Consider the following 26,148-nt stretch of genomic DNA (forward strand, 5'->3'; position numbering starts at 1 on the left):
CTGCAATCGTGTGATTATCAGACCGTTATATAGCCGCAGCCACTACTTGGCGTGGCAGGATCCCTGAGTCGGACAGCGTGGTCCGTCCTGGTCGCCGGGGAGGTCGTTGAGTGGCGTTGTGGACCGTGCGCGGCGACGGCCGCCCCACCGATGGTGACGCCATCGGGCCGGAGGAACGGCTGAGCTGGCCGCGCACCATCGGGTTCGGCGTCCAGCACCTGGTCGCGATGGCAGGCGCCACGATCCTCGTCCCCGCCACCACGGGCCTCCCGGTCAGCACCACCCTGCTGTTCTCCGGCGTCGGCACCCTGCTGTTCCTGGTGATCACCCGCAACCGCGTGCCCAGCTACCTCGGCGCCTCGTTCGCGTTCATCGCGCCGCTGTCCGCCGCCCGCGACGAGGGCATCGCCGCGCAGCTGGGCGGCGTGCTCGCGGCCGGCCTGCTGGTGATCATCCTCGGCGTGGCGGTGAAGGCGCTGGGCGTGCGGCTGCTGGAGGCCGTGATGCCGCCGGTGGTCACCGGCGCGGTGGTCGTGCTGATCGGGCTCAACCTGTCCCACCGGGCCACCGACTCGTTCGCCGAGCAGCCGCTGCCCGCCGTGGTGACGATGGGCATCATCCTGCTGTGCGGCGTGCTGGGCCGCGGCCTGGCGTTCCGCTTCTCGGTGCTGGTCGGCGTGGTCGCCGGCTGGCTGCTCGGCTTCGGCCTCGGGCTGGTCGACACCGCCGCCGTCGGCCGGGCCGCCTGGTTCGGGCTGCCGGAGTTCCACGCGCCCGAGCTGCGGCCGACGGTCACCCTGCTGGTGCTGCCGGTGGTGATCGTGCTGGTCGCGGAGAGCGTCGGCCACGTGAAGGCGATCGGCGCGCTGACCGGCCGCAACCTCGACGGCAACGTCGGCGACTCGGTCATCGCCAACGGCGTGTCCACCGCCCTGGCCGGGCTGGGCGGCGGTTCGGGCACCACCACGTACTCCGAGAACATCGGCGTGATGGGCGTGACCAGGGTCTTCTCCACCGCCGCGTACGCGGTGACGGGGGTGGCGGCGGTGCTGATGGCCTTCTCGCCGAAGGCCACCGCGGCGCTCTCGACCATCCCGGCGGGCGTGGTCGGCGGCGCGACCCTCGTGCTGCTCGGCCTGATCAGCCTGGTCGGCGTGCGGGTGTGGATGGACAACCGGGTCGACCTGACCAACCCCGGCAACGCGCTGGTCGGCGGCGCGGCCCTGGTCGCCGGGGTGGGCGACCTGACGCTGGAGCTGGGCGACATGGAGCTGGGCGGCCTGGTCTGGGGCTCGCTGCTGGTGGTGATCCTGCACCCGGTGCTGCGCTGGCTGCGGGCCGCGCGCCGGGTCTGATCACCCGAGCGACCGGGTGATGCTCCGCACCAGGCCGGGGCCCTCGTAGATGAACCCGGTGTAGACCTGGAGCAGGCTCGCGCCCGCGTCCAGCATCCGCTTGGCGTCGTCCGCGCCCGCGATGCCGCCGACACCGATGATCGGCAGCTTCCCGTCGGTCTGCCGGCTGACGAACCGCACCACCTCGCGGGCGCGCTCGGTCAGCGGCCGGCCGCTCAACCCGCCCGCCTCGTGCGCCAGGCGCCGGTCGGCCGGTGCGAGCCCGTCGCGCGCGAGCGTGGTGTTGGTCGCGATCAGGCCGCTGACCTCGTGCGCCGCGCAGACCTCCAGCAGTTCGGCGATGGCGGTGTCGGTCAGGTCGGGCGCGATCTTGACCAGGATCGGCTTGCGCGGCTCCGACCCGGCCAGGTCGCGCGCGGTGGCGTTGAGCGCGGACAGCAGCTCGGTCAGCGCGCCCCGGTCCTGGAGGCTGCGCAGGCCCGGCGTGTTGGGCGAGCTGATGTTGACCGCGAAGTAGTCGCCGTGCCGGTAGAGCGCCCGCAGGGATGTCCGGTAGTCCTCCACCGCGTCCTCGACCGGTGTGACCTTGGACTTGCCCAGGCTGATGCCGAGCGGCACGGACAGCGGGCCGAGGCGGTCCAGCCGGTTGGCCAGCTCCAGCGCGCCGTCGTTGTTGAAGCCCATCCGGTTGATGATCGCCTCGCTGTCGCGCAGCCGGAACAGGCGCGGCTTCGGGTTGCCCGGCTGCGGGTGCCGGGTGACCGTGCCGACCTCGACGAAACCGAACCCGAGCGCGCCCCACGCGGGCAGCGCCCGGCCGTTCTTGTCCAGCCCGGCGGCCAGCCCGACCGGGTTGGGGAACCGCACGCCGAACACCGTGCGCCCGGCCGCCGGCTTGCGCTTCACCAGCTTCGCCGCCGGGCTGACCGCCGCCAGCAGGCCGAGCGTGGTCTCGTGGACCCGCTCCGCGTCCCCGCCGTGCATCCGGAACAACGCCTTGCGCACCACGCTCTTGTAGACCACGGCGGTAACCCTAAGCGATCGGCCCTGGCTGACAGCGCGGGCACCAGTACGCGGGACGCTCCAGCACGCCCGCGCCCTGCCCGCCGACGCGCACCCTCGTGCCGCAGCGCAGGCACGGCTTGCCACCCCGCTCGAACACCCAGTGCTGCCGCCCGCGCCCCGCCAGACCGGTCGTGATCTGCTCCGGTCGCCACGCGTTGGCCAGCAGCAGCTTGCGCGACAGCCGCACCGCCTCCGCCGGGTCGACCGCCGACACCGGGGACCACGGCGAGACGCCGAGCAGGAAGCACACCTCGGCCTTGTAGAGGTTGCCGACACCGGCCACGACCCGCTGGTCCAGCAGGGCCAGTCCCAGCTCGCGGTCCGGGTCCGCCGCGAGCCGCGCGGCGCCCTCGGCCGCGCGGTCGTCGTCCCACTCGCCGAGCAGGTCCGGCCCCAGGTGCCCGACGAGCCGCGACTCCTGGTCGGTCGGCAGCAGTTCGAGGTCGTGCAGGGCGAACCCGACCGCGACCCGGTCGGGCACCTCCAGCAGCGCCCGCACCTGATGACCTGGCCGCTGCCAGCGCTCGCCCGGCCGGTAGAGGTGCCACGCGCCATCCATCCGGAAGTGGCTGTGCAGGCTCAGGTCGCCGGAGAGCCGGGTGAACAGGTGCTTGCCGACCGAGCGCACCGCCAGCACGTCCCGGCCGCTCAGGTCGGCGGTGGCCAGCCTCGGGTGGCGCAGTTCGCCGCGCAGCAGCCGGTGGCCGGCCAGCGCTCCGTCCAGTCGCCGCCCGGCCAGGAAGACCGTGTCACCCTCGGGCACCGGTGTCGGACGCCACCTTCCCGCCGAACGCGCTCACGCCTCCACCGCCTCCTCGATCTCCTCGTCGTCGAAGTCGTGGTGCACCGCGCGACGCCTGCTGCGGCTGATCCGCAGCACCCGCGCCAGCAGCAGGTTGAACGCCAGCGCCACCTCGCGCGCGCCAGGGGTGCCCCATTCGTGGATCGGCATGCACGCGCCCTGCGCCTGCTGCACCGCGAGCCGGTCCGGCAGCGCCACCGGCATCACCAGCGGGCCGAAGATGTCGCGCAGCTCGTCGATCCGGAACTGGTGCTCGTGCGACCTCGGCCGCACCCGGTTCACCACCACGCCCAGCGGCTGCAGGACCTCGTTGTGCTCGCGCTCGGCCTGCACCGCCTCGAACGCCCGCTGCACGCCCGCCACCGCGAACATCGTCGGCTCGGTCACCAGCAGCGCCCGGTCCGCCGCGACCAGCGCCGACCGGGTCAGCTGGCCCAGCGACGGCGGGCAGTCCAGCAGCACCAGCTGGTAGGGCTCCTCGTCGTCCTGGAGCAGCCGCAGCGCCTCGCGCAGCCGGCCGAGCCTGGTCTCGCCGGGGTCGGGGTGGTTCAGCGACTCGGCGTCCTCCGAACCGGCCAGCACGTCGACGCCGTCGCCCCACGCGCTGGGCGCGATCGCCTTGTCCAGCGTGTCCGCGCTCGGGTCCTGGAGCACGTCGTAGATGCTGGCCCCGGTGTCGCCCGGCTCCAGCGTCGAGGTGGCGTTGCACTGCGGATCGAGGTCGATGACCAGCGTCCGGACGCCGCGCCGCAGCGCCGCCGACGCGAGACCGAGCGCGACCGTCGTCTTCCCAACGCCACCCTTGAGGCTGAGCACCGCCACCGTATGCACGTAGTGCAGCCTACGGCCCTTACGCTCTACGTCCATGCGACCGGACGCCGTACAAAGGGTGCTCGACGCCGAGCTGACCGCCGCGCGGGACCGCCGGGGCGGTGAGCCGCCGCGCGTCCTCGACGTCGGCGGCGGCAGCGGTGTGTGGGCCGTGCCGCTGGCCGTGGCCGGGTGCTCGGTGACCGTGGTCGACCCGAGCCCCGACGCGCTGGCGACGCTGCACCGCCGAGCCGCCGACCAGGGCGTGCTGGACCGCATCACCGCTGTCCAGGGCGACACCGACGCGCTGGACCGGGACGGTTCGGCGGACCTGGTGCTCGGGCACGGGCTGCTGGAGGTCGTGGACGACGCCGTCGCCGCGCTGGCCGCGCTGGCCGCCGCCGCGACCCCGGGCGGGGCGGTGTCACTGCTGGTGGCGAACCGGTACGCGGCCGTGCTGCACCGGGCGATCGCCGGTCGGCTGGTCGACGCGCGCCGGCTGCTGGACGACGAGGCCGGTCAGCTGGTCGGCGCCCGCGACCCGCTGCTGCGCCGGTTCGACGTGGCCGGGCTGGAGGCGCTGGCGCTGGCGGCGGGCCTGAAGGTGGAGCTGGTGCAGGGCCACGGCGTGGTGTCGGACCTGGTGCCGGGCTCGGTGCTGGAGTCGAGCCCCGGCGCGGCGGAGGCGCTGGCCGAGCTGGAGCTGGCCGCGTCCACCCGTTCGCCGCTGCGCGACGTGGCCGCCCGCTTGCACGTGTTGGGCCGAAAGCCCGCCTGAGTGCGGTAGAACGGAGTCATCCGCCGCCTACCGCAGAGGACCGATCGCCGTGGGAGACCCGCACTTAGCCGGAGCCTGCTGATGGCCGGCCCGCCGCCCGACCTGGACGAGGTGGTGCGCGCGGCCGTCGCCGGGGACCGCCGGGCCGTCTCGTCGCTGCTGACCACCGTCCGACCGCTCGTCGTGCGCTACTGCCGGGCCCGCGTCGGCAGGCAGGAGCGGTCGTTCACGTCCGCCGACGACGTGGCCCAGGAGGTGTGCCTGGCGCTGCTGAACGCGCTGCCCACCTACTCCGACCACGGTCGGCCGTTCCTGGCGTTCGTGTACGGCATCGCCGCGCACAAGGTCGCCGACGCGCACCGCGCGGCGCTGCGCAACCGGGCCGAGCCGGTGCCCGAGGTGCCCGACGGCCCGGACGAGCAGGTGGGCCCGGAGCAGTCCGCGCTGCGGGTCGAGCTGTCCCGCAAGATCGGCGAGCTGCTGCGGCTGCTGCCGGACCGGCAGCGGGAGATCGTGCTGCTGCGGGTGGTGGTCGGGCTCTCGGCCGACCAGACCGCCGACGCCGTCGACGCCACGCCCGGCGCGGTCCGGGTGGCCCAGCACCGGGCGCTGACGCGGCTCCGGAAGGAAATCGAACGCGCTGTGGTGACTCAACGCGTCCAGTAACAATATTTATTAGTCCGATCGGGGTTCAAACGCATCCGTTCGGAGTAACTTTCTGTGACCGGCGTCATCACCGCGTGGGACCTGCGTCGCGTTCGCATGTGCCCCCGAGGGTCGTCCAGCGCGCGGACGCCGAGGAGCTCGCGATGGCAGCAGCAGTGGTGGTCGGGTTCGCAGCGGTGCAGGGATTTCGCGGTGACGCGGGGAGGGCGGTGATGGCTGTGCCGTGCGAGGACGTCCCGTCCTCCTCACCGGCACGGGTGGAGGGCGGACCGGAGGCGTACGTGGAGGCGTCGGTCCGGGGTGACCGGCGTGCGGTCGAGGCGTTGCTGGCCAAGATCAGGCCGGTGGTGGTGAAGTACTGCCGCGCCCGGCTCGGTGGCGGGCAGCGGTCGTCGACGTCGGCGGAGGACGTGGCCCAGGAGGTCTGCCTCGCCGTGCTGAAGGCGCTGCCCAGCTACCGCGAGCAGGGCCGGCCGTTCATGGCGTTCGTGTACGGGATCGCGGCGCACAAGGTCGCCGACGCGCACCGCGCGGCGGCGCGCAACCGGGCCGAGTCCGTGCCGGAGCTGCCGGACAGCGCGGGCGCGGAGCCGGGCCCCGAGCTGCGGGCGCTGCAGGGCGAGCTGTCCGACCGGATGGGCAGGCTGCTCGACGTCCTGCCGGAGCGGCAGCGGGAGATCCTGGTGCTGCGGGTCGTGCTCGGCCTGTCCGCCGAGGAGACCGCGGCGTCGGTCGGCTCGACGCCCGGCGCGGTGCGGGTGGCGCAGCACCGGGCACTGGCCCGGCTGCGCAAGGCGATGGGCGGGGTTGCGAACGGCGCGTGAGGCGGTGTCGCCTCAGCGCCGCCAGCGGGTCAGCGCGGCGATCTCCTCCGGTGAGCAGTCGGCGAACCGGGCGACCTCGCCGCGCCGCACGTCGGCGGTGGTCGCGGCGAACTCCGCGCCGAACGCCTCGGTCGGCACCTCGTCCGCCTCGAACGCCGCCACGGCCTCCTCCGGGCACGTCGGCAGCCGCTCGGCGCCGGGCAGCGAGTCCGGGTCGACGCCGACCGGCTCGGGCAGCTTCGCCCGGTCCACGATCCCGGCCAGGCCGGCCGCCATCGTCGTCGCCACCACCAGGTACGGGTTCGCCCACAGGTCGTAGCACTTGACCTCCTGGTCGCGGCCCGCGACCAGGCGCAGCGCCGCCTCCCGGTTCTCCAGGCCCCACACCGCGAACGCGCCCGCCCAGCTCCGCGGCGCCAGCCGCAGGCAGCCGGCGACCGACGGAGGTCGTGCCGTTCGGGAAGTTCCTGTTCTCCACCGACGCGTTCGCGCTGTCCGAGCTGTACTACCTGGGCGCGCTGTTCTTCCGCCGGGCGCTGTCCGACTTCCTGTCGGCGGGTCTGCGGGAGCATGCTCTCGCGCAGACGGACGCCGAGCGGATTACTCACCTGATCGGGTGGGAGAACGCGCACCGGGCCTACCGCTTGGCGTAGTATCTCGAACGGGCGTTCGACAGACGACGGGGGTGGCCGTGGGCCGCAGCGCCAACCTGCCGCGCGGCCTGGTCGAGCGGTTCCGCGCTCGCGGCGACGTCTGGCCGGACGACACCGGCTGCACGATGCTGCACGTGGACATGGACGCCTTCTACGCGTCGGTCGAGATCCGCGACCGGCCGGAGCTGGCCGACAAACCGGTGGTCGTCGGCGGCACGGCGCACCGGGGCGTGGTCGCGTCGGCCAACTACCTGGCCCGCGAGTTCGGCGTGCGCTCGGCCATGCCGACCGCGCACGCGCGCAGGCTCGCGCCGCACGCGGTGTTCGTCCCGCCGAACTTCGCCCGCTACCAGGAGGTCTCGCGCGGGGTGATGTCGATCTTCCGCGACATCACCCCGCTGGTCGAGCCGCTGAGCCTGGACGAGGCGTTCCTCGACGTGAGCGGCGCGCTGAAGCGGCTGCGGCTGAGCCCGGCGCAGGTCGCGAAGCTGATCAGGGAGCAGGTGGAGCAGGCGCACGGCATCACCTGCTCGGTCGGCCTGGCGCCGACGAAGTTCCTGGCCAAGCTGGCGTCCGGGATGTGCAAGCCGGACGGGATGATGGTCGTCCCGCGCGACGAGGTGCTGTCGTTCCTGCACCCGCTGCCGGTGTCGGCGCTGTGGGGCGTCGGTCAGCGGACGGCCGAGCACCTGGACCAGGTGGGACTGGAGACGGTGGCCGACGTGGCGGCGACGCCGTTGCCGCGGCTGCGGCGGCTGATCGGCGTGGCGCTGGCCGAGCACCTGCACGCGCTGGCGCGCGGGCACGACGACCGGCCGGTGGTGCCGTCCACCCGGGAGAAGTCGATCGGCGCGGAGGAGACGTTCGAGGTCGACCACTTCGACCGGGAGCTGCTGCGCCGGGAGCTGCTGCGGCTGTCGGAGCGCTCGGCGGCGACGCTGCGGTCGCGCGGGCTGCGCGGGCGCACGGTGTCGATCAAGGTGAGGTTCGCCGACTTCACCACGATCACCCGGTCGAAGACGCTGCGGGTGGCGACCGACGTGGCGCAGGAGGTGTACCGGACCGCGTCGACCCTGCTGGACGAGCAGGTGCCGCCGGGGGCGGTGCGGCTGATCGGCGTGCGGGTGGAGCAGCTGGTCGAGGGCGACGGCGGGGAGCAGCTGATGTTCGACGCGCCGGAGCGCGGGTGGCGCGAGGCGGAGCAGGCGGCCGACCAGGCGCGGTCCCGGTTCGGCACGGCGGCGATCCGCCCGGCCTCGCTGCTGGGCCAGGGGCCGACCCGGTCCGGGCTGCGGGAGCCGAAGCCCGAGCGGGAGCCGTGACCGCTCCGGTGGCCCGCCCGGGTGTCGCGACCGGTCGGTGATCGAGCCGTTCGGGTGGTCGCGGGCCTGATCCGGCCGTCGCGGGACGAGCACCGGGCACAGTGGTGGCGTGGATCGGTTCTGGGGTCTGCTCACGCCGGCGGAGCACGACGTGCTCACCGCCGCGGGCGTCGTTCGCCACTACCCGAACGGCTCGGTCGTCGTGCACGAGGGCGAGGTCACCCGGCACGTGCTGGTGGTGCGCCGCGGTCTGCTGCGGGTGACCGCGACCACGGCCAACGGCAGCGAGAAGGTGCTGGCCGTGCGCGGGGCGGGCGACATCGTCGGCGAGCGCTCGGCGGTCGACGGCCGGCCGCGTTCGGCGACGGTGTGCGCGCTGGGCGACGTCCAGGCGCTGGTGCTGTCCGCCGACTCGTTCGCGGGCCTGTGCCAGCGGTACCCGCGCATCGCGTGGTCCGTGCTGCTCGTGGTGGTGGCCAGGCAGCGCGACACCGACCGGCAGCGGGTGCAGATCAGCGGCACGGCGACCCAGCGCGTCGCCGCCGTGCTCATCGACATGGCGCTGCAACGCGGGATCGCCGACCAGGGCGCGATGGCGCTGAGCCAGGAAGACCTCGCCGGGATCGCGGGCACGTCGCGGGAATCGCTCGTGCGGGTGCTGCGCGCGCTGCGCGAGGAGGGCATCATCAGCACCGGGCGCCGGAAGATCGAGATCCACCGGGTCGCCAGGCTGTACGACTTCACCAACTGATTTCCCCCAGTGCGTCATCTGACGCAGAACTCGGCGCGCCGGCCTCGTACAAATGAGGCATCAGCCGAGTTCAGAGGGGGAGTCATGAACCACATGGAGGAGCCGGCCAGGTCCCGCCGGAAGTTCACCGAACGCCTCGCGTGCACCCTCGTCTTCACCGCGGTCCAGCTGTGGGCGGCCGTCGTGATCGTCTTCAAGGCCGACTTCGACGGCGTGGTCGCGCTCGCCATCGCCTTCGTGCTCGCCGCCGGGCTGCTCGGGGTGTACGACGCCTGGCGCGAGGTCCGCTCCGTCCGCCGAGAGCTGGACGTCGAGATCCGCGACGAGCTGGTGCGCCTGTAGACCACGCGGCGGTCAACGAGGGGTGACCGCCGTTCTCCAGGGGCCTTCCGCAGACAGGTCGGGTCTGCGGGAGGCCCCTCATCCGTGTTTGTAGTTATGCATCAAAAATCGAGTTGTCCACAGTTTCCGATCCGCTCCTCGCACCCCGCCCCGAACCGGTCCACCGTGGACCCATGCACACCGCGACCCGCACCACCATCGACCTGGACGCCCTGGCCGGGATCTTCCCGCAGCGCGTCGCCACCGCCTCGGAACTGCTGACCCTGGGCCTGCCCGGCGAGACCCTGGCCACCCGCTGCCGCCCGAACGGCCCGTGGCAGCACGTCCTGCCCGGCATCCTGCTGCTGTCCCGAACACCCCCGAGCCGCGCGCAACTGGTGCGCGCCGCCCTTCGCTACAGCGGTCCGGAAGCACTGCTGACCGGGTTGGACGCGCTCCAGCTGCACGGGATGCGGGCACTGCCCGCCACCGGCCCGGTGCAGGTCCTGGTCAACCGCGCCGTCGAGCCCACTCCTCGAATCCGCATCACCCGCACCCGCTGCCTGCCCGACCCGGTGCTGCGCCGGGGCTTCCTGACCGTGCCGCTGGCCCGAGCGGCGGTGGACGCCGCCAGGTCCCTGCGCACCCGCGACGACATCCGCGCCGTCCTGACCGAGGTCGTGCGCCAGGGCGGCGTGCAGGTCGCCGACCTGAAACCGGGCCTGGTGCGCGGCTCGGAACCGGCCAGGCAGGTCCTGGCCGAACTGACCGCCGGCGTCCGCTCCGTGCCGGAGGCGTGGGCGCGGACGATCCTGCACGACCTGCCCCTCCCGCCAGCGACCTGGTCGGCGCACCTGAAGTCGAGCAGGGGAGACCCGCTGGGAACCGCCGACGCCTGGTGGGAAGACCTGGCGCTGGCCTGGCAGTTCACCGGCTCCACCTCCCACCCGGACCCCTTGGCCGCTGCCGGTGCCACCGTCCTGCACACCACCCCGGCCGACCTCCGCCGCTCCCCGACCTCGGTGGCCGACGCCCTGCTGGAAGCCGCCTGCCAAGCCACCACCCGCCCCAAGCCCGCCATCACCGCGCACTCGCTGGCCTACCTACCTGCCCAACGAACCCCTCACCTACCAACCACCTGGCCCTGACCACCTACCCACCCACCGCCCGCTCACCCACCCCACCGTCCGCCGGCTCGCTTGCCCGCCCAGCCTGCCGCTGGTCCGCCCCACTGCCCGCCCGCCCACTCGCTCGCCCAGCCTGCCGCTGGTCCGCCCCACTGCCCGCCCGCCCACTCGCTCGCCCAGCCTGCCGCTGGACCACCCCACCGCCCGCCTGCCTGCTCGGTCGCCCGCCCTGCCGCTGGTCCGCCCAGCCGTGCCCAACCGCTCGCCCACCTGCCGCTCGCCCGCCGCCCGCTCACCCCGCCGCCCGCCTGTCGGCCCGACCACTCTGCCGCCGCCTGACCACCTGATCGCCTACCCACCACCCGGCCGCCTGCCCAACCGCCCTGCAGCCTGTCGCCCTGCCCGCCTGCCCGCCTGCCCGCCTGCCCGCCCTCCCACCTGCCCGCCCGGCCGACCTCACCTGACCGACCAGCCGCCTGCCTGGCCGACCGCCTGTCCGCCTCGCCGACCGACCCTGCCGACCGGGCGCCTGCCCGGCCCATCGACTCACCGACCGGTCGACTCACTGGCCGATCGCCGGCCGACCCGCCAACCTACTGACCGGCCACCTGACCCGCCGGCCGCCTGACCCGCCGACCGACCCACTGGCCGCCCGACCCGCCGACCGATCCACCAGCCGACCGATCCACCGGCTGGTCCGTCTTGTCCTGAGAAAGGAGCCACCCCTGTCGCAAGCGCACACCGTTGATCACTCGGCCCTCCGCGAGACCGGCCGACCCGCACCGCCAACACCCCGCCGGGGAGCCGGGGTGAGCCCGCCGCGACCGCCCCGTCACAGGCCGGGCTTCGTGGTCCCGTACCCCGCCGCCATCGGCCCGTCCCACGGCCGTGTGAACGGCATTCGGCTGTGACCTCGGTCTCCATCGCTCCGATCGTCGCCCCACACCTACCGCCACGGAGCGTGACTGAGCAGTCTCGATCGTGGGATAAGGGGCGGCGATTCGGGAGAGGAAGGCCTACCGGACTGTGGTCCGGTGGTGGGAAATCGGCCGCAGGTCGCGCATCAGGGTGAACAAAGGGGCTTTCTCAGGCCTTGACAGTTGGCCTGCCGTCGACTCGCACGACCTCACGGTGGTCTGACCGTTGACCCGTGAGGATGATGGTGACAGAACGAACCGCTTAGGAGCACGGACTGGGTAGTCGAGGAGCCTCCCGAATCGTATCCTGGTTGTGACGCCCCCAGGGCGGGGCGTCCGCCGGGACCGGCGGCAACCGTGATTACCCGGCGCCCGCGACCGCTGTGCCGGAGGAGGAGCCATGCCACTCTCCGAGCACGAGCAGCGACTGCTCGACCAGATCGAGCGCGCGCTCTACGCCGAGGACCCGAAGTTCGCATCCACCGTGCGCGGCGCCAAGCTGCGCAAGCCGTCCCGACGGCGTCGCATCCAGGGCATCGCGTTGTTCGCCGTGGGTGTCGCGCTGCTCGTGACAGGTGTGATGTTGCCGAAGCTCGCTGGTATCCCGGTGGTGAGCGTGGTCGGCTTCCTGTTGATGTTCTTCGGCGTGCTGCTCACCGTGACGACGTTGCGTCGTGGTGAGCAGGGTGCCGAGGAACCCAGCGAAGAGGGAAGCCGGCCCAGCCGCAGCTCGTTCTCTCAGAAGATGGAAGAACGTTTCCGTCGCCGTTTCGAGGACGAGTAGTCCGCGCGACAGCCCAACCGATCAAGAGCAGGACAACGCACACGGCCCGCCCCGGTCAGCACCACGGGGCGGGCCGTGCGCATGCCCTGACACGTCCTGGACCTCGCCTTTGACCACCCCCTGACCGCAGTCGTGCGTGTCGCGGGCCGCCGGACCGTGGTGGAGTGGAACCGCGTCACACCGAGGGGAACGTGAAGAGGGCCGGGGGAGTGGATCCCCCGGCCCTCTTCCTCACGCCACAGCGTCACATGTCGGCGTCCGGCTCCGCCGGCGGCTTCGGCTGGAGCACCGACCGGGGCAGGACCTTGGCCTTCAGCGCCAGCGGCGCGTTGCGGTTCAGGCTCTGGCGGACGCTGTCCACCGCGCCCGGCAACGCCGGGTCCGTCGTCGACTGGGCGCTGTACCAGGACCGCTCCACCGCACCGACCACCGCGCGCAGCCCGTCCCGACCTTGCTCATCCAGGTTGTGGGCTCGCACCAACCGCCGCGCGGCCACCCGCACGGTCTCCGTGCGCGGCACCAGGGTCCCCCGGTCCACGGACTCCGCCACCAGCTCCTGCCACGCCGCGCTCGCCGCGTCCGGCCCCAGGGCGGCCACCGCCCGCAGCCTCTCCTGCCGCCGCCAAGCGCGCACCGCCGCCGGCGCGGACGCCACCAGCGCCACCGCCACCAGCAACGCCGCCGGCCAGTACAGCAACCCCACGGCGAACGTCACCACGACCACCCAGGCCACCGCCGCGCCGGCCGGCACCGCCGCCCGCAACCACGACGGCCGGGCCAACCGCGCCCCGCCGAACAGCGCCAACGCCGTCAGCAGCAGCGCGATCACGAACGCGACCCCGAGCGTCACCCAGTGCCAGGTGGGCGCCAACGCCTCCGTCGAAGCCGACCCGTCGTCGTCCTGCGCGTCGGGCGCGGCGGTCGCGGAGGACGACGTGCCCGGCGCGGTGGTCGTGGTCGTGGTGGTCGTCGCACCCGCGCTGGAGCCGTCCTCCTCGTCGTCGGCCTCCAGGCCCGAGATGTACGGCGGGGTCACGCCGCGACCGTCGGTCAGCGGTGTCGGGTCGAAGGTGATCCAGCCGTAGCCGGGGAAGTAGATCTCGACCCACGCGTGCGCGTCCTGCGACGTGATCGTCTGGTACTCGCCGGTGGGGAACCCGGCGGTGAACCCGAGCGCGACCCGCGCCGGTATCCCGACCGACCGCGCCATGATCGCCATCGCCGACGCGTACTGCTCGCAGAACCCCTTCTTGCCGTTGAGCACGAAGTCCTCCAACGCGTCCACCGACGTGCTCGAATCCGTGGTCTGCGTGGTGTACTCGTAACCCTGCGTGCCGTCGGTGAAGTGCTTGTAGAGCGCGGTCGCCCGGTCGAACTGGTTGTCGTGCCCGGCGACGACCTCGCGCGCCAGCTCCGCCACCCGGCCCTCGACGCCCGGCGCCTCCAGGTACTCCGGGTCGACGTCCGCCTGGCCGGACACCTCCTGCAGCGTGCCTGCCGACGGCGTCTCGAACACCGCCTCCAGCTTGTACGGCCCGGACTTGCGGGCCCGCACGCTGTAGACCATCCCGCGCACGGGGTCGTACCGCCAGTTCTCGTCGACGTCCTGGAGGCCGCGCGGCTTGCCGTAGACCGGCAGCCAGTTGTCCACCCAGTTGATCGGCTCGATCTCGACGGTCTTCACCTCGCCGCCGCCCGGGTCGCCGGGCTGCCCGGGCAGCTCGCCGTTCGCGGGCACGCCCTCCGGCATGTTCCCGCCCAGCTCCCAGCCCTTGTCCGGCACGTACTGGCGCAGCGTCATCGCCCGCAGGTACAGCGACGCGGACGGCAGGTCGTGCACCCGGAACAGCTCGCGCGGCGCGCCCTGGTTGAGCATGCCGCGCAACTGGGTCATCGGGTCGATGCCGAGGCCGCCGTTGCCACCGGCGATCTCCTCGCCGGTGCCCGGCAGCCTGCCGACCGTGCCGACCAGCGTCAGGCTCGCGCCGGCCACCAGCGCGACCACCACGGCCAGCCCGGCCACGGCGGTCGCCGCCGGACCGGACCCGCTCTGCCCGCCGTTCGGCAGCCTGCCGCGCCACGCCTCGTGCCGGTGCTGGCCGTCGACGGCCAGCAGCAGGGCGAACGCGCCCGCGCCGAACACGAACGTCCACAGCGGCAGCATCTCGTCGGCCAGCGACGCCGGCACCGCGAACACGCACAGCAGCACCAGCCCGGACGCGGCGGGCGCGGCCGCGCTGACGGCCAGCGTGTCCACCAGGATCGCGACGACCCCGATCGCCACCATCACCAGGCAGCGCATGGCCGGGCTGTCCGGCACCGGCGGCACGCCGGTCTGCACCTCGGACATCGCGTCGGCCAGCACGGTCACCAGGTCCTGGAGCGACTGCGGACCGGGCAGCACGATCAGCACGCCGCTGCGGGTGAAGATCGTCACCAGCAGGCACAGCAGCGCCAGCACCTGGCCGAGGCCGACCACCGGGGCGGGCAGCCTGGTCGCTCGCAACAGCACCCCGGCGCCGCCGACGACCGCGATCGCCACGGCCAGGTACACCAGCCACAGCACGCCGTCGATGACGCTCGACAACGCCGTGGCCGCGCACAGCGTCGCCAGGCCGGCCACCGCGGGCGTCGCGCTGACCACCCAGTTGCCGCCCGTGCCGACGGTCGCCCTGCCGCTCATCCGCCCCACCTCCGCGCACGCACCACGGCCGCTTCGCCGATCACCTGACGCACGTCCGCGCGCACCACGGCCGCCTCGCCGATCACCTAACCCACCTCCGTGCGCACCACGGGCCCGCGGTTGCCCGCGCTGTGGCACAGCTCCTGCCACACCTGCCCCATCGGCGTCGACGGGCGCGCCACGACCACGCCCCACCCGGCGCCGCTGAGCAGCCGCTGGGCCTCGGCCGGGTCGGGTGCCGGGTCCTCCGAAGCGGCCGCCCACGCCCGGACGTCCAGCACCACCGCGAGGCTGCGCGTGCCGCGCGGCCGGTTGCGGATCAGCGAGTCGACCACGGCGGGCGTGCAGCCGCCGAGGACGGCGATCACCTCCTGGCCCGCGCCGGGGTCCACGCCGACGGCCGGCTCGCGGCGGTGCGACGGCGGCAGCGCGGCCAGCGCGTCCAGCACCACCGAGTCGCTGTACCCGCTGTCGCCCGGCCCGCCCGCCAGCACCCGGCCGTCGTCGCCGACCAGCCGCACCTGGTGGCCGAACCGGTGCAGGTGCAGGCACACGGACGCGGCCATCGACACCGCCCACTCCAGGCTCGCGCCGGGACCGCTGCCCCGGTGCGCGACCAGCCGGTGGTCCAGCAGCACGGTCGTGCCGCCGCGCCACGGCCGCTCCTCGACGCGCACCATCAGCTCGTCCCGCCGCGCGGTCGAGCGCCAGTGCACCTTCCGCAGGTCGTCGCCGTGCCGGTAGGGGCGCACCACCGCGTCGTCCTCGCCCTGACCGGCGCGCAGCCGGATCGAGCCGTCGTCACCGGAGCCCATGCCGGAACCGCTCGGCAGGCCGGCGAGCCCCACCACCCGCGGCACCACGACCAGCCGGCTGCGCCCCGCCATCTCGCGGTCGAACTCGGCCAGGCCGAACGGGTCGGTGATCCGGGCCATCAGCGGGCCGACCTGCTGCACGCCGCGCATCACCGGCTTGAGCGGGTACCGCAGCACGGTCACCGTGTTGCGCGGCAGCCGCTCCACCACGAACCGCGGGCGCGCGCCCAGCGCGTACGGCACCGCGTCCTCCAGCAGCAGCCCGCCGGTCGGCAGCCGCCCGGCGCTGCGCAGCTCCACCCGCACGTCGGTGGCCGAACCCACCTGGACGCGGCTCGGGTGCAGGAACCGGTTCGCGTGCAGGCCGACCCTGGCCCGCTGCGCCAGCCACGCCGCCAGCAGCGGCAGGGCCACCACGAACGCCGCCACGCGCAGCAGGTCCCGCTCGTTCAGCACGATCGCGCACAGGCCGGCCGCGAACCCCGCGGCCAGCAGGCACCGGCCCCGGGTCGTCAGCCCGGACAGGGCCCCGCGCATGTCAGCGGTGGTGGTTCGGGTTGGCGTTGTGCGGGAACTGCCCGTTCGGGTCGGGCGCCGCGTGCGGCACCGGCACCCGCTGGACGAGGTTGCGCACCAGGTCGGCCGACGACCGGCGGGCCGCCTGCGCCTCGGCGGTCAGCACCAGCCGGTGCGCCAGCACCGGGACGGCCACCGCGTGGATGTCGTCGGGCACCACGAAGTCGCGGCCCGCCAGCGCGGCCTGCGCCCGGGCCGCCCGGACCAGCTGCAACGTCGAGCGCGGCGACGCGCCCAGCCGCAGCTCGGGCAGCCGCCGGGTGGCGCCGACCAGCTCCACGGCGTACCGGCTGACCTCCGGCGACAGGTGCACCCGCCGCACGACCTGGACCAACCGGAGCACCTGCTCGGCGTCGGACACCGGGCGCAGGTCGGCCATCGGGTCGTGGCCCGCGTGCTCGTCCACCATGGCCAGCTCGGCCTGCGGGTCGGGGTAGCCGATGGAGACCCGCGCGGTGAACCGGTCGCGCTGGGCCTCGGGGAGGGCGTAGGTGCCCTCCATCTCGATCGGGTTCTGCGTGGCGATCACCATGAACGGCGAGCCGAGCGGGTAGGTCTGCCCGTCGACGGTGACCTGGTGCTCCTCCATGCACTCCAGCAGCGCCGACTGGGTCTTCGGCGAGGCGCGGTTGATCTCGTCGCCCACCACGATGTTCGCGAACACCGGGCCGGGGCGGAACTCGAAGTCGTTGTCCTGCCGGTTGTAGATCGACACGCCGGTGATGTCGCTGGGCAGCAGGTCCGGGGTGAACTGGATGCGGCTCACCGTGCAGTCGATCGACCGGGCCAGCGCCTTGGCCAGCGACGTCTTGCCGACCCCCGGCACGTCCTCGACCAGCAGGTGGCCCTCGGCGAGCAGGGTGACCAGCGCGACCCGGACCACGTCCGGCTTGCCGACGATGACCTTCTCGACGTTGGCCGCGATCCGCCCGACCGCGGCGTGCAGCTCTCCGAGCCCTTCCTCCAGGCGGGCGGGCGCCGCGCCGTTGGAGACAGCGTTGCCGCCCGTGGGCGCGCCGCCCCCGTAGGAGTGCTCTGGTAGTGCGGCGGGCTGTGTACTCGGAGTCACTCGACCTCCTGGAGCAGGGCGCGGCCCTACCGCGACCGGTTCGCGGTGGCGGTGAGCGTTTCACGCAGTGTGTCAAACCGGGGCGAAGCGCCCCACACCGATTGAACAGTTTCGGGCCGGCGGATTCCACGGCCCCGCGATCCGGCCGGTTCACCCCCTTCCACCACGATTCCCCACCAGGGGCGCGGGTGAACCGGTTTTGCCCGATTTCACTGCGCCATCCGGGTGGATCTGGGGCCGGTTCAGCTCACTCGCGGAGGTGGTCGCGCTCATCTTCCCCCACCACGCTCCACAGTGGTCATCTTCGCTCTACCTGCGGAAACGTCCCGGCGGGTAGCCCGCAACCACCCGTTTCAGCGTTGACTGTGGTGAAAAGTGGGGTACTGTGGCGGCCGGTGGGGCAGACGGGGGCTCCACTGCCGGTCGGAAGTGGAGCTTCCGGCGTCGGGAGGTGGGCGCCGTGTTCCTGGGCACGCACTACCCGAGGCTGGACGACAAGGGCCGACTGACGCTGCCTGCGAAGTTCCGGGACGCGCTAGCGGGGGGTCTCATGGTCACCAAGGGCCAGGACCACTGCCTCTACGTGTTCCCCCGGGCCGAGTTCGAGCAGATGGCGCGCAAGGTGGCGGAGGCTCCTTTCACCAACGAGGCGGTCCGCGCCTACCAGCGCTACCTGTTCGCGGGGACCGACGAGCAGCGGCCGGACGGCCAGGGCCGGGTGTCGATCGCACCGGAGCTGCGGCGGTACGCGGGGTTGACCAAGGAGTGCGTGGTCATCGGCGCGATCAACCGGCTGGAGATCTGGGACGCGCAGGCGTGGCAGCGCTACCTCGAGGAGCACGAGGACAGCTACGCCACGGCTCGCGAGGAGGTGCTGCCCGGCGTCTTCTAGTTCGACCGGATCGGCCGTTGTTTCGAGGCATCGGGTGCCGTGAGGCCTCGGTCCGCTCGGCTATCGGCCCTGGCGCACCTTCCCCGGCGCCAGGTTCGACGGGCGGGCGGGGACCTGACGACACCCGCCTTCGTTCAACACGTGGCTCGTGACCGACTTGTGAGGGGGGACCATCGAGGGAGTGGGCGTGGTGGAGCAGGCGCGACACGTGCCGGTGCTGCTCGACCGCGTCCTGGACCTCCTGGCCCCCGCGCTGGCCGACCGGGACGCCGTGTTCGTCGACTGCACGCTCGGCCTGGGCGGGCACTCCGAAGCGGTCCTGCGCGCCCACCCGGGGGTGCGGTTGATCGGCCTGGACCGCGACCCGCAGGCGATCGAGCTGTCCCGGCGGCGGCTGGCGCCGTTCGGCGACCGGGTCGAGTTCGTGCGGACCACCTACGACGGGATCGCCGAGGCGGTCGGCGGCAAGCCGGTCGACGGCATCCTGATGGACCTCGGCGTGTCCTCGCTGCAGCTCGACGCCGAGGAGCGCGGTTTCGCCTACTCCAAGGACGCGCCGCTGGACATGCGGATGAGCGCGGGCACCGGGCCGACGGCGGCCGACGTGCTGAACACGTACCCGGTGGACGAGCTGACCCGCATCCTGCGCGACTACGGCGAGGAGCGGTTCGCCCGCAAGATCGCCGGCGCGGTGGCGCGGGAGCGCGAGCGCGAGCCGTTCACCACCAGCGGCCGGCTGGTCGAGCTGCTGTACGCCGCGGTGCCCGCAGCGACCCGCCGGACCGGTGGCCACCCGGCCAAGCGGACGTTCCAGGCGCTGCGCATCGAGGTGAACCAGGAGCTGGAGTCGCTGCGCCTGGCGCTGCCCGCCGCGCTGTCGGTGCTGGCCGTCGGCGGCCGGATCGTCGTGGAGTCCTACCAGTCGTTGGAGGACCGGATGGTCAAGCGGGCGTTCACCGCGCTGGCCACGTCCACCTCGCCGCAGGACCTGCCGGTCGAACTGCCCGGCCACGGGCCCCAGCTGAAGCTGGTGACCAGGGGCGCGGAGCAGGCGAACGAGCAGGAGGTCGACGAGAACCCCCGGGCCGCCTCGGTGCGGCTCAGGGCGGCCGAGCGCATCCGGGAGGCGACGTGAGCGCACCGGCACGCACCGGTGGCGGGTCGACCCCGATCAGGCAGGCCAAGCCGCGCGAGCGCTCGCTGAAGGCGGTGCCGCCCGAGCGCCGCCGGTCCGCCGCGGCCGAACGGGCCTACGCGCGGCGCGCCCAGCGCACGTCGCGGCGCGGTCCGGCGGTCACCCGCCAGCCCGTGGTGGCGCCCAAGGCGCCGTTCGTGGTGATGGTGATGGTCGTGCTCGGCGTCGGCATCGCGGCGATCATGTGGTTGTCGACCCAGGCGACCGCGGACTCCTACCGGCTGCAGGACGCGCGGGCCGAGGAGACCGGCCTGGCCAGGCAGGTCGAGCAGCTGCGGCAGGAGGTCGCGCTGGCCGAGTCGCCGCAGAGCCTGGCCGAGGCCGCGGCGAAGCTCGGCCTGCTGCCCGCGGGCGACCCGGCCCGGTTGCGGCAGCTGCCGGACGGCTCGGTCGAGGTGTACGGCAAGCCGTCGGCGGTCCAACCGCCCCCGCCCACCTCGACGTCCTCCGCACCGCCGCAGGCGCCGCCCGCCGACGCGCCGCAGACGGCACCCGCCGACGCGCCGCCGACACCGCCCGCGGACGCCGCGCCGACGCAGTCCGCCGACGCGCCGGCGGCGGGTCAGGGCGGCTAGGTGCGGGACCGACAGCACGCCGTGGAACAGCCGGTACCAGGAGGTCAGTGATGCCGGGGCCCACCCGGGGCAAGCCAGTGCGACGCCCGCTGTCGGTCCGTGGACCGGCGCCGAAGCGGCGGGGCGGCAACAGCCGGGTCCGCCTCGCGGTGGGCCGGCTGCTGCTGGTCGGCGCGCTGCTCCTGGCCGGTCTCAAGCTCGTGCAGGTCCAGGGCTTCCAGGCGGAGGCGCTGTCCGCCCAGGCAGAGAAGCAGCGCGCCACGAAGATCGACATCCCGGCCGCGCGCGGCTCGATCCTGGACCGCAACGGCAACCAGCTGGCGTTCAGCGTGGAGGCGCGCGCGCTCTACGCGCTGCCGCAGATGATGCGCCAGACGTGGGCCGAGGCGCTGGAGGCCAAGCCGGACATCGGCAGCTTCGAGGACCGCCTCGCCGACATCGCCGGGTTCATCGAGCAGACGCTCGGCCGCGAGGTCGCCGGCCAGAAGACCGACCGGGACACCATGCTGGCCAAGCTGTCCCAGGACACCACCTACATCGAGCTGGTCGACAACGTCGACCCGGGCAAGGCCGCCGTCATCAACGACAAGTACGTCGACATCGGCTCCGAGTACCGGGCCGTGCGGGTGTACCCGAACGGCGAGCTGGCGTCGAACATCATCGGCGCGGCGAACTGGCGCAAGAACGAGGAGCCGCCCGCCACGCACGGCCTGCTGGGGTTGGAGATCGCGCAGGACAACCTGCTCGCCGGTCGCAACGGGCAGCGCGTCGTGGACACCATGCAGGGCAACGACGTCGTCATCCCCGGCCCGAACCGGTCCCGGGACCTGGCCGCGGCCGTCCCGGGCAAGAGCCTGGAGCTGACGCTCGACATCGACACGCAGTACGCGGTCCAGCGCATGGTCACCGACTACACGAAGAAGACGGCGGCGCGCAGCGGGTCCGCGGTGGTGCTGGACACCCGCACCGGCGAGATCCTGGCGATGGCCAACGACAAGACGTTCGACCCGAGCGACTTCGGCAAGGCCAGCGAGGACCAGCTGCGCAACCTCGCGGTCACGTCGGTGTTCGAGCCCGGCTCGGTGAACAAGCTGGTGACCGCGGCGACGGCCATCGAGGACGGGATCTTCCAGCCGGACAGCGTGCTGCAGGTCGACGGCTCGATCAAGGTCGCCGACCGGGTCATCGGGGACTGGTGGAACCACGGCCCGCTGGACATGACGTTCACCGGCGTGTTCGCCAGGTCGTCCAACGTGGGCACGCTGCTGACCGCGCAGAAGATCGGCCAGGACCGGTACGCGGACATGCTGCGCAAGTTCGGCCTCGGCAAGCGCACCCAGTCCGGGCTGCCCGGCGAGGAGCCGGGTTACGTGCCGCCGCTGAACCAGTGGTCCGGCTCGACGTTCGGCAACCTGCCCATCGGCCAGGGCCTGAACATGACGCTGCTGCAGATGACCGGCATGTACCAGGCGATCGCCAACGACGGCGTGCGCGTGCCGCCGCGGATCGTGCGGGCCGAGGTGTCGGCCGACGGCGGTCGCAAGGCGGCGGACCCGCCGGACGGCGAGCGGGTCGTGTCGCCGCAGACGGCCAAGACCGTGCGCGACATGTTCCGGGCGGTGGTGCAGGACGTGCCGGGGCGCGACGCGTTCGAGCAGAGCGGCACGGGCGTGCCCGCGGCGCTGCCGGGCTACCAGATCAGCGGGAAGACGGGCACGGCGCAGCAGATCGACCCGAAGTGCGGTTGCTACAGCAGTTCGCAGTACTGGATCACGTTCGCCGGCATCCTGCCCGCGGACAACCCCCGGTTCGTGGTCGGCATCATGCTCGACAACCCGACCGGGAGCCCCCAGTCGGCCGCGCCGCTGTTCCACGACATCGCGTCGTACCTGACGCAGCGCTACCAGATCCCGCTGTCGGCCGAGCAGAGCCCGTTCGTGCCGCTGGTGCACTGAGGCCCCGGGCGCGTCCGCGCGGCCTCACGGTCCGTTTTGTGGAAGATATTTCGGGTTTGCCGCGTCGCAAGGCGTGCCGAGCCCGTCCGGAGTGGACGTGCCGGACGAACACTCTCCGTGCGCCGGTAGCCTTCCGCGCGTGCCTGCCAAGCTCGAGGGCAAGGTCGCGACCGCTCCGCCTCGCCCTTCCCGCACCCAGCCCGTTGCCGTGTCCGAGCTAGCCACGACCGTCGACGCCCACCTGTCCGCGCCCGACCTGGCGGACGTCCAGGTCAGCGGCGTGACGTTGCGCGCCCAGCACGTCCGGCCGGGAGACCTGTTCGCCGCCCTGCCGGGCGCGCGGGTGCACGGCGCCGACTTCGCCGCCCAGGCCGTCGAGCACGGCGCGGTGGCCGTGCTGACCGACGCCGAGGGCGCGCGGAGGGTCGACGGGGTGCCCGTGCTGGTCCACCCGGACCCGCGGGCCGTGCTGGGTCGGGTGGCCGCGAGCGTCTACGGCCACCCGTCGACCAAGCTCGCCGTCTGGGGCGTCACCGGCACGTCCGGCAAGACGACCACCAGCTACATGGTCGAGTCGGCGCTGCGCGCGGCCGGCCGCGTCACCGGCCTGATCGGCACGGTCGAGACGCGCGTCGCGGGCAGCAGGCTCGACAGCGCCCTCACCACGCCGGAAGCCCCCGACCTGCAAGCGCTCCTCGCGGTGATGCTGGAGTGCGGCACCACCGACGTCACGATGGAGGTCTCCAGCCACGCCCTGCGCCTGGGCCGGGTCGCGGGGGTGGGGTACGCGGTGGGCGCGTTCACCAACCTCTCCCAGGACCACCTGGACTTCCACCCCGACATGGAGGACTACTTCCGGACCAAGGCCGAGCTGTTCGACGGCCGGGCCCGCACCGAGGTGGTCTGCGTGGACGGCGAGTGGGGTCCACGGCTGGTCGAGGACGGCACGATCACCGTCGCGACCACCAAGGACGCGCACTGGACGGCGTCCGGCGTGACCGTGTCCGCCACCGGCGAGCAGGCGTTCACCGCGCACGGCCCGGACGGGGCGGAGTTCGACGTCGAGCTCAGCCTGCCCGGCGACTTCAACGTCGCCAACGCCCTGCTGGCCATCGCCTGCCTGCACTCCCAGGGCGTGGAGCGGGCGGCCATCCAGGAGGGCCTGCGCACCGTCCAGGTGCCCGGCCGGATGCAGCGCGTCGACGAGGGCCAGGACTTCACCGCCGTCGTCGACTACTCGCACAAGCCGGCCGCCGTCGCCCTCGCGCTGGACGCGGTCCGCGCCCGCGCCACCGGCCGCGTCATCACGGTCCTCGGCTGCGGCGGTGACCGGGACACCGCGAAGCGCCCGCTCATGGGCGAGGAGGCCGCGCGGCGCAGCGACGTCCTGGTCGTCACCGACGACAACCCGCGCAGCGAGGACCCGGCGGTGATCCGGGCCGCGATGCTGCACGGCGCGCTGGCCGTGCCGGACGACGAGCGCGGCGACGTGGTGGAGATCGGCGACCGCGGGCGCGCCATCGAGCACGCGGTCTCGCTCGCGCGCGCCGGCGACGTCGTCGTGATCGCGGGCAAGGGCCACGAGACCGGCCAGGAGGTCGCGGGTGTAGTGCACCCGTTCTCCGACGTGGACGCACTGACCGCGGCGATCAGAGGAGCCACCAGGTGATCCAGCTCAGCCTCGCCGAGATCGCCGAGGTCGTCGGCGGCAAGCTGCACCGCGCCACCGGAGCGGAGGTGGTCACCGGCTCCGTCGAGTTCGACACCCGCGAGATCACGCCCGGCGGCCTGTTCCTGGCGCTGCCCGGCGAGCGGGTCGACGGCCACGACTTCGCCGCCGCGGCCGTCGACCGGGGCGCCGTCGGGGTGCTGGCGGGCCGGGAGGTCGACGCGCCCGCCGTCATCGCGCCGCCCGTCGACCGGTCCGAGGGCAATGCCTACGTGCTGTCCGGCGACACCGACGGCGCGGGCGCGGCGGTGCTCGCGGCGCTGGCCAGGCTCGCCAGGCACGTCACGGACCGGCTGGCGGACCTCACCGTCGTCGGCGTGACCGGCTCGTCCGGCAAGACGTCCACCAAGGACCTCATCGCCGGCGTGCTGTCGCCGCTCGGGCCGACCATCGCGCCGCCCGGGTCGTTCAACAACGAGCTGGGCCACCCGTGGACGGCGTTGCGCGCCGACGAGAGCACCCGCTTCCTGGTGCTGGAGCTGAGCGCGCGCGGTGTCGGGCACATCGCCGAGCTGTGCCGGGTCGCCGTGCCGCGGGTCGGCGCGGTGCTCAACGTCGGCAGCGCCCACCTCGGCGAGTTCGGCTCGCGGGAGGGCATCGCCCAGGCCAAGGGCGAGCTGGTCGAGGCGCTGCCCGAGGACGGCATCGCGGTGCTCAACGCCGACGACCCGCTGGTCGCGGGCATGGCGAGCCGCACGAGGGCCAAGGTCGTCCTGGTCGGCGAGAACCCGGCCGCCCAGGTCCGCGCCGAGGGCGTCGAGCTGGACGAGCAGGCCCGCGCCCGGTTCACCCTGGTCACGCCGCAGGGCGAGGCCCGGGTCCGGTTGGCCGTGCACGGACCGCACCAGGTCGGCAACGCCCTCACCGCGGCCGCGATCGCGCTCGAACTCGGCGCGACGCCGCAGGGGATCGCGGACAGCCTGGGCGCCGCCGAACGGGTGTCGGCGCACCGCATGGCGGTCACCGAGCGCCCGGACGGCGTGACGGTCGTGAACGACGCGTACAACGCCAACCCGGAGTCGGTGCGCGCGGCGCTGAAGTCGCTCGCCACCATCTCCCGGGCCACCACGCCCGCCCGCCGCAGCTGGGCGGTGCTGGGCCCGATGGCCGAACTCGGCGCGGACTCGATCCGCGCGCACGACGAAATCGGACGGCTCGCGGTCCGCCTGGACATCAACAAGCTGGTCGTCGTCGGGCAGGACGCCCGCGCGATGCACCAAGGCGCGCACCTGGAAGGATCCTGGGGCGAAGAAGCGATCTTGGTGCCCGACGTGGCGGCGGCCGTGGAGCTGCTGCGCGACCAGGTGCGGCCCGGCGACGTCGTCCTGGTGAAGGCATCCAACTCATACGGCCTGTGGCGGGTTGCCGAGGCTCTCCTGGAGGCGGTCAGCAAGTGAAGAGCATCCTCATCGCGGCGGCCATCGCGCTGATCGCGTCGATCATGCTGACGCCGTACCTGATCAAGATCTTCTCCCGGCAGGGCTTCGGCCAGGAGATCCGCGAAGAGGGGCCGCAGAGCCACAAGACCAAGCGCGGCACGCCCACCATGGGTGGCGTCGCGATCCTGGTCGCGATGTGGGCGGGCTACCTCGGCGCGCACCTGGTGAACTCCATGTCGGCGTCCGCGCAGGACCAGACGCCGAGCGCGTCCGGGCTGCTGGTGCTGATGCTGACCACGTCGCTGGGCATCGTCGGCTTCCTGGACGACTTCATCAAGATCCGCAAGCAGCGCAACCTCGGCCTGAACAAGACCGCGAAGCTGGTCGGCCAGTTCGTCGCCACGATCATCTTCGCGGTCCTGGTCATGCAGTTCCCGAACCGGGAGGGGCTCACGCCCGCGTCGGTGAACCTGTCGTTCGTGCGCGACATCGCCGTGGTGTCGTTCGGCGTCGTCGGCTTCGTGGTGTTCTGCTACGCCGCGATCAGCGCCTGGTCGAACGCCGTGAACCTGACCGACGGCCTGGACGGCCTGGCCGGCGGCACGTCCGCGATGGTGCTCGGCACCTACGTCGTGATCAGCTTCTGGCAGTTCCGCTACAGCTGCTCGAACCTGCTGGTGGCCGGCTGCTACGAGGTGCGCGACCCGCTGGACCTGGCGCTGGTCGCCGCCGCCGCGATGGCGGGCTGCATCGGCTTCCTGTGGTGGAACGCCGCGCCCGCCAAGATCTTCATGGGCGACACGGGCTCGCTCGCGCTGGGCGGCCTGGTCGCCGGCCTGTCCATCGCGACGCGCACCGAGCTGCTGATGGTCGTGATCGGCGGCCTGTTCGTGGTCGAGGCGTTGTCGGTGGTGCTGCAGGTCGCGGTCTTCCGGACGTCACGACGGCGGTTGTTCAGGATGGCGCCGTTCCACCACCACTTCGAACTCGCCGGGTGGGCGGAAACCACGGTGATCATCCGGTTCTGGCTGCTCGCGGGCATGTGCTGCATGCTCGGGCTCGGCCTGTTCTACAGCGAGTGGCTGACCGCGGTAGAGAGCTGACC

Annotated in this window: 24 protein-coding genes; 17 read left to right on the plus strand and 7 right to left on the minus strand. The window is 73.2% G+C overall.

Annotated features, from left to right (window positions below; translation table 11 throughout):
* Window positions 1-110: 110 nt before the first annotated feature.
* Window positions 111-1,355 carry a uracil-xanthine permease family protein gene (locus tag AB0F89_RS15265; RefSeq protein WP_367136655.1) on the plus strand — a complete coding sequence of 415 codons (1,245 nt, stop codon included), beginning with the start codon at window positions 111-113 and terminating at the stop codon, window positions 1,353-1,355.
* Here AB0F89_RS15265 and AB0F89_RS15270 read toward each other — a convergent pair whose 3' ends face one another.
* The 3 genes from AB0F89_RS15270 to AB0F89_RS15280 are packed head-to-tail and all read right to left on the minus strand — an operon-like array spanning window position 1,356 to window position 4,053.
* On the minus strand, window positions 1,356-2,378 hold the full coding sequence (locus AB0F89_RS15270) for a quinone-dependent dihydroorotate dehydrogenase (RefSeq protein WP_367136657.1): 1,023 nt from the start codon (window positions 2,376-2,378) through the stop codon (window positions 1,356-1,358). It lies immediately after the preceding gene.
* A 10-nt stretch (window positions 2,379-2,388) separates the two neighbouring features.
* Window positions 2,389-3,183, minus strand: a complete 795-nt coding sequence (locus AB0F89_RS15275; protein ID WP_367136659.1) for a DNA-formamidopyrimidine glycosylase family protein — start codon at window positions 3,181-3,183, stop codon at window positions 2,389-2,391.
* Window positions 3,184-3,216: 33 nt separating this feature from the next.
* Complete coding sequence (locus tag AB0F89_RS15280; protein ID WP_367136661.1) at window positions 3,217-4,053, minus strand: ParA family protein; 837 nt, start codon at window positions 4,051-4,053, stop codon at window positions 3,217-3,219.
* A 34-nt stretch (window positions 4,054-4,087) separates the two neighbouring features.
* Here AB0F89_RS15280 and AB0F89_RS15285 point away from each other — a divergent pair, with 34 nt between their 5' ends.
* From AB0F89_RS15285 to shbA, 3 genes are all read left to right on the plus strand, one after another.
* The gene (locus AB0F89_RS15285) at window positions 4,088-4,810 is read left to right on the plus strand and encodes a class I SAM-dependent methyltransferase (RefSeq protein ID WP_367136663.1); all 723 of its coding nucleotides are present in this window, start codon (window positions 4,088-4,090) and stop codon (window positions 4,808-4,810) included.
* An 81-nt stretch (window positions 4,811-4,891) separates the two neighbouring features.
* Window positions 4,892-5,476 carry a sigma-70 family RNA polymerase sigma factor gene (locus AB0F89_RS15290; RefSeq protein WP_367136665.1) on the plus strand — a complete coding sequence of 195 codons (585 nt, stop codon included), beginning with the start codon at window positions 4,892-4,894 and terminating at the stop codon, window positions 5,474-5,476.
* Window positions 5,477-5,688: 212 nt separating this feature from the next.
* Window positions 5,689-6,300 (plus strand): RNA polymerase sigma factor ShbA, encoded by a 612-nt coding sequence (shbA, locus tag AB0F89_RS15295; protein ID WP_367138876.1) that lies wholly within the window; start codon window positions 5,689-5,691, stop codon window positions 6,298-6,300.
* A gap of 12 nt (window positions 6,301-6,312) precedes the next feature.
* Here the strand turns inward: shbA and AB0F89_RS15300 are convergent, their stop codons facing one another.
* Window positions 6,313-6,687, minus strand: coding sequence for a hypothetical protein (locus tag AB0F89_RS15300; RefSeq protein ID WP_367136667.1), 375 nt, complete (start codon window positions 6,685-6,687; stop codon window positions 6,313-6,315).
* 62 nt (window positions 6,688-6,749) lie between these two features.
* Between AB0F89_RS15300 and AB0F89_RS15305 the strand changes: the two genes are divergently transcribed.
* The 6 genes from AB0F89_RS15305 to AB0F89_RS15330 all read left to right on the plus strand — a co-directional run bounded on the left by AB0F89_RS15305 (window position 6,750) and on the right by AB0F89_RS15330 (window position 12,175).
* Window positions 6,750-6,953, plus strand: a complete 204-nt coding sequence (locus AB0F89_RS15305) for a hypothetical protein (protein WP_367136669.1) — start codon at window positions 6,750-6,752, stop codon at window positions 6,951-6,953.
* A gap of 38 nt (window positions 6,954-6,991) precedes the next feature.
* A complete protein-coding gene (locus AB0F89_RS15310) occupies window positions 6,992-8,275 on the plus strand; it encodes a DNA polymerase IV (RefSeq protein WP_367136671.1) in 1,284 nt (427 codons plus the stop codon).
* A gap of 109 nt (window positions 8,276-8,384) precedes the next feature.
* Window positions 8,385-9,026 (plus strand): Crp/Fnr family transcriptional regulator, encoded by a 642-nt coding sequence (locus AB0F89_RS15315; RefSeq protein ID WP_367136673.1) that lies wholly within the window; start codon window positions 8,385-8,387, stop codon window positions 9,024-9,026.
* 84 nt (window positions 9,027-9,110) lie between these two features.
* Window positions 9,111-9,368 carry a hypothetical protein gene (locus AB0F89_RS15320; protein WP_367136675.1) on the plus strand — a complete coding sequence of 86 codons (258 nt, stop codon included), beginning with the start codon at window positions 9,111-9,113 and terminating at the stop codon, window positions 9,366-9,368.
* A gap of 173 nt (window positions 9,369-9,541) precedes the next feature.
* Window positions 9,542-10,495 (plus strand): hypothetical protein, encoded by a 954-nt coding sequence (locus AB0F89_RS15325; RefSeq protein WP_367136677.1) that lies wholly within the window; start codon window positions 9,542-9,544, stop codon window positions 10,493-10,495.
* 1,296 nt (window positions 10,496-11,791) lie between these two features.
* Window positions 11,792-12,175, plus strand: a complete 384-nt coding sequence (locus tag AB0F89_RS15330) for a DUF3040 domain-containing protein (RefSeq protein WP_158843046.1) — start codon at window positions 11,792-11,794, stop codon at window positions 12,173-12,175.
* Window positions 12,176-12,419: 244 nt separating this feature from the next.
* On the opposite strand, the gene AB0F89_RS15335 is transcribed toward AB0F89_RS15330, so the two are convergent.
* From AB0F89_RS15335 to AB0F89_RS15345, 3 genes are all read right to left on the minus strand, one after another.
* Window positions 12,420-14,858: a DUF3488 and DUF4129 domain-containing transglutaminase family protein gene (locus AB0F89_RS15335; RefSeq protein WP_367136679.1), complete on the minus strand. Its 2,439-nt coding sequence runs from the start codon at window positions 14,856-14,858 to the stop codon at window positions 12,420-12,422.
* An 86-nt stretch (window positions 14,859-14,944) separates the two neighbouring features.
* Complete coding sequence (locus tag AB0F89_RS15340) at window positions 14,945-16,210, minus strand: DUF58 domain-containing protein (protein ID WP_367136681.1); 1,266 nt, start codon at window positions 16,208-16,210, stop codon at window positions 14,945-14,947.
* Between the two features lies 1 nt (window position 16,211).
* On the minus strand, window positions 16,212-17,318 hold the full coding sequence (locus AB0F89_RS15345; RefSeq protein WP_367136683.1) for an AAA family ATPase: 1,107 nt from the start codon (window positions 17,316-17,318) through the stop codon (window positions 16,212-16,214).
* A gap of 460 nt (window positions 17,319-17,778) precedes the next feature.
* Here AB0F89_RS15345 and mraZ point away from each other — a divergent pair, with 460 nt between their 5' ends.
* From mraZ to mraY, 7 genes are all read left to right on the plus strand, one after another.
* Window positions 17,779-18,210, plus strand: coding sequence for a division/cell wall cluster transcriptional repressor MraZ (gene mraZ, locus AB0F89_RS15350; RefSeq protein WP_073899631.1), 432 nt, complete (start codon window positions 17,779-17,781; stop codon window positions 18,208-18,210).
* Window positions 18,211-18,397: 187 nt separating this feature from the next.
* Complete coding sequence (rsmH, locus tag AB0F89_RS15355; RefSeq protein WP_367136685.1) at window positions 18,398-19,345, plus strand: 16S rRNA (cytosine(1402)-N(4))-methyltransferase RsmH; 948 nt, start codon at window positions 18,398-18,400, stop codon at window positions 19,343-19,345.
* A complete protein-coding gene (locus tag AB0F89_RS15360) occupies window positions 19,342-19,980 on the plus strand; it encodes a hypothetical protein (RefSeq protein ID WP_367136687.1) in 639 nt (212 codons plus the stop codon). The genes rsmH and AB0F89_RS15360 overlap by 4 nt, the downstream gene beginning before the upstream one ends.
* A gap of 50 nt (window positions 19,981-20,030) precedes the next feature.
* Window positions 20,031-21,935 (plus strand): peptidoglycan D,D-transpeptidase FtsI family protein, encoded by a 1,905-nt coding sequence (locus tag AB0F89_RS15365; RefSeq protein ID WP_367136689.1) that lies wholly within the window; start codon window positions 20,031-20,033, stop codon window positions 21,933-21,935.
* A 208-nt stretch (window positions 21,936-22,143) separates the two neighbouring features.
* Window positions 22,144-23,604: a UDP-N-acetylmuramoyl-L-alanyl-D-glutamate--2,6-diaminopimelate ligase gene (locus tag AB0F89_RS15370; protein ID WP_367136691.1), complete on the plus strand. Its 1,461-nt coding sequence runs from the start codon at window positions 22,144-22,146 to the stop codon at window positions 23,602-23,604.
* The gene (gene murF / locus AB0F89_RS15375) at window positions 23,601-25,061 is read left to right on the plus strand and encodes a UDP-N-acetylmuramoyl-tripeptide--D-alanyl-D-alanine ligase (RefSeq protein WP_367136693.1); all 1,461 of its coding nucleotides are present in this window, start codon (window positions 23,601-23,603) and stop codon (window positions 25,059-25,061) included. Before AB0F89_RS15370 ends, murF begins: the two co-directional genes overlap by 4 nt.
* On the plus strand, window positions 25,058-26,146 hold the full coding sequence (gene mraY / locus AB0F89_RS15380; RefSeq protein WP_367136695.1) for a phospho-N-acetylmuramoyl-pentapeptide-transferase: 1,089 nt from the start codon (window positions 25,058-25,060) through the stop codon (window positions 26,144-26,146). Before murF ends, mraY begins: the two co-directional genes overlap by 4 nt.
* Window positions 26,147-26,148: the final 2 nt, after the last annotated feature.

The organism is Saccharothrix sp. HUAS TT1, assembly GCF_040744945.1.
In the GTDB taxonomy this organism is placed as follows: Bacteria; Actinomycetota; Actinomycetes; order Mycobacteriales; family Pseudonocardiaceae; genus Actinosynnema.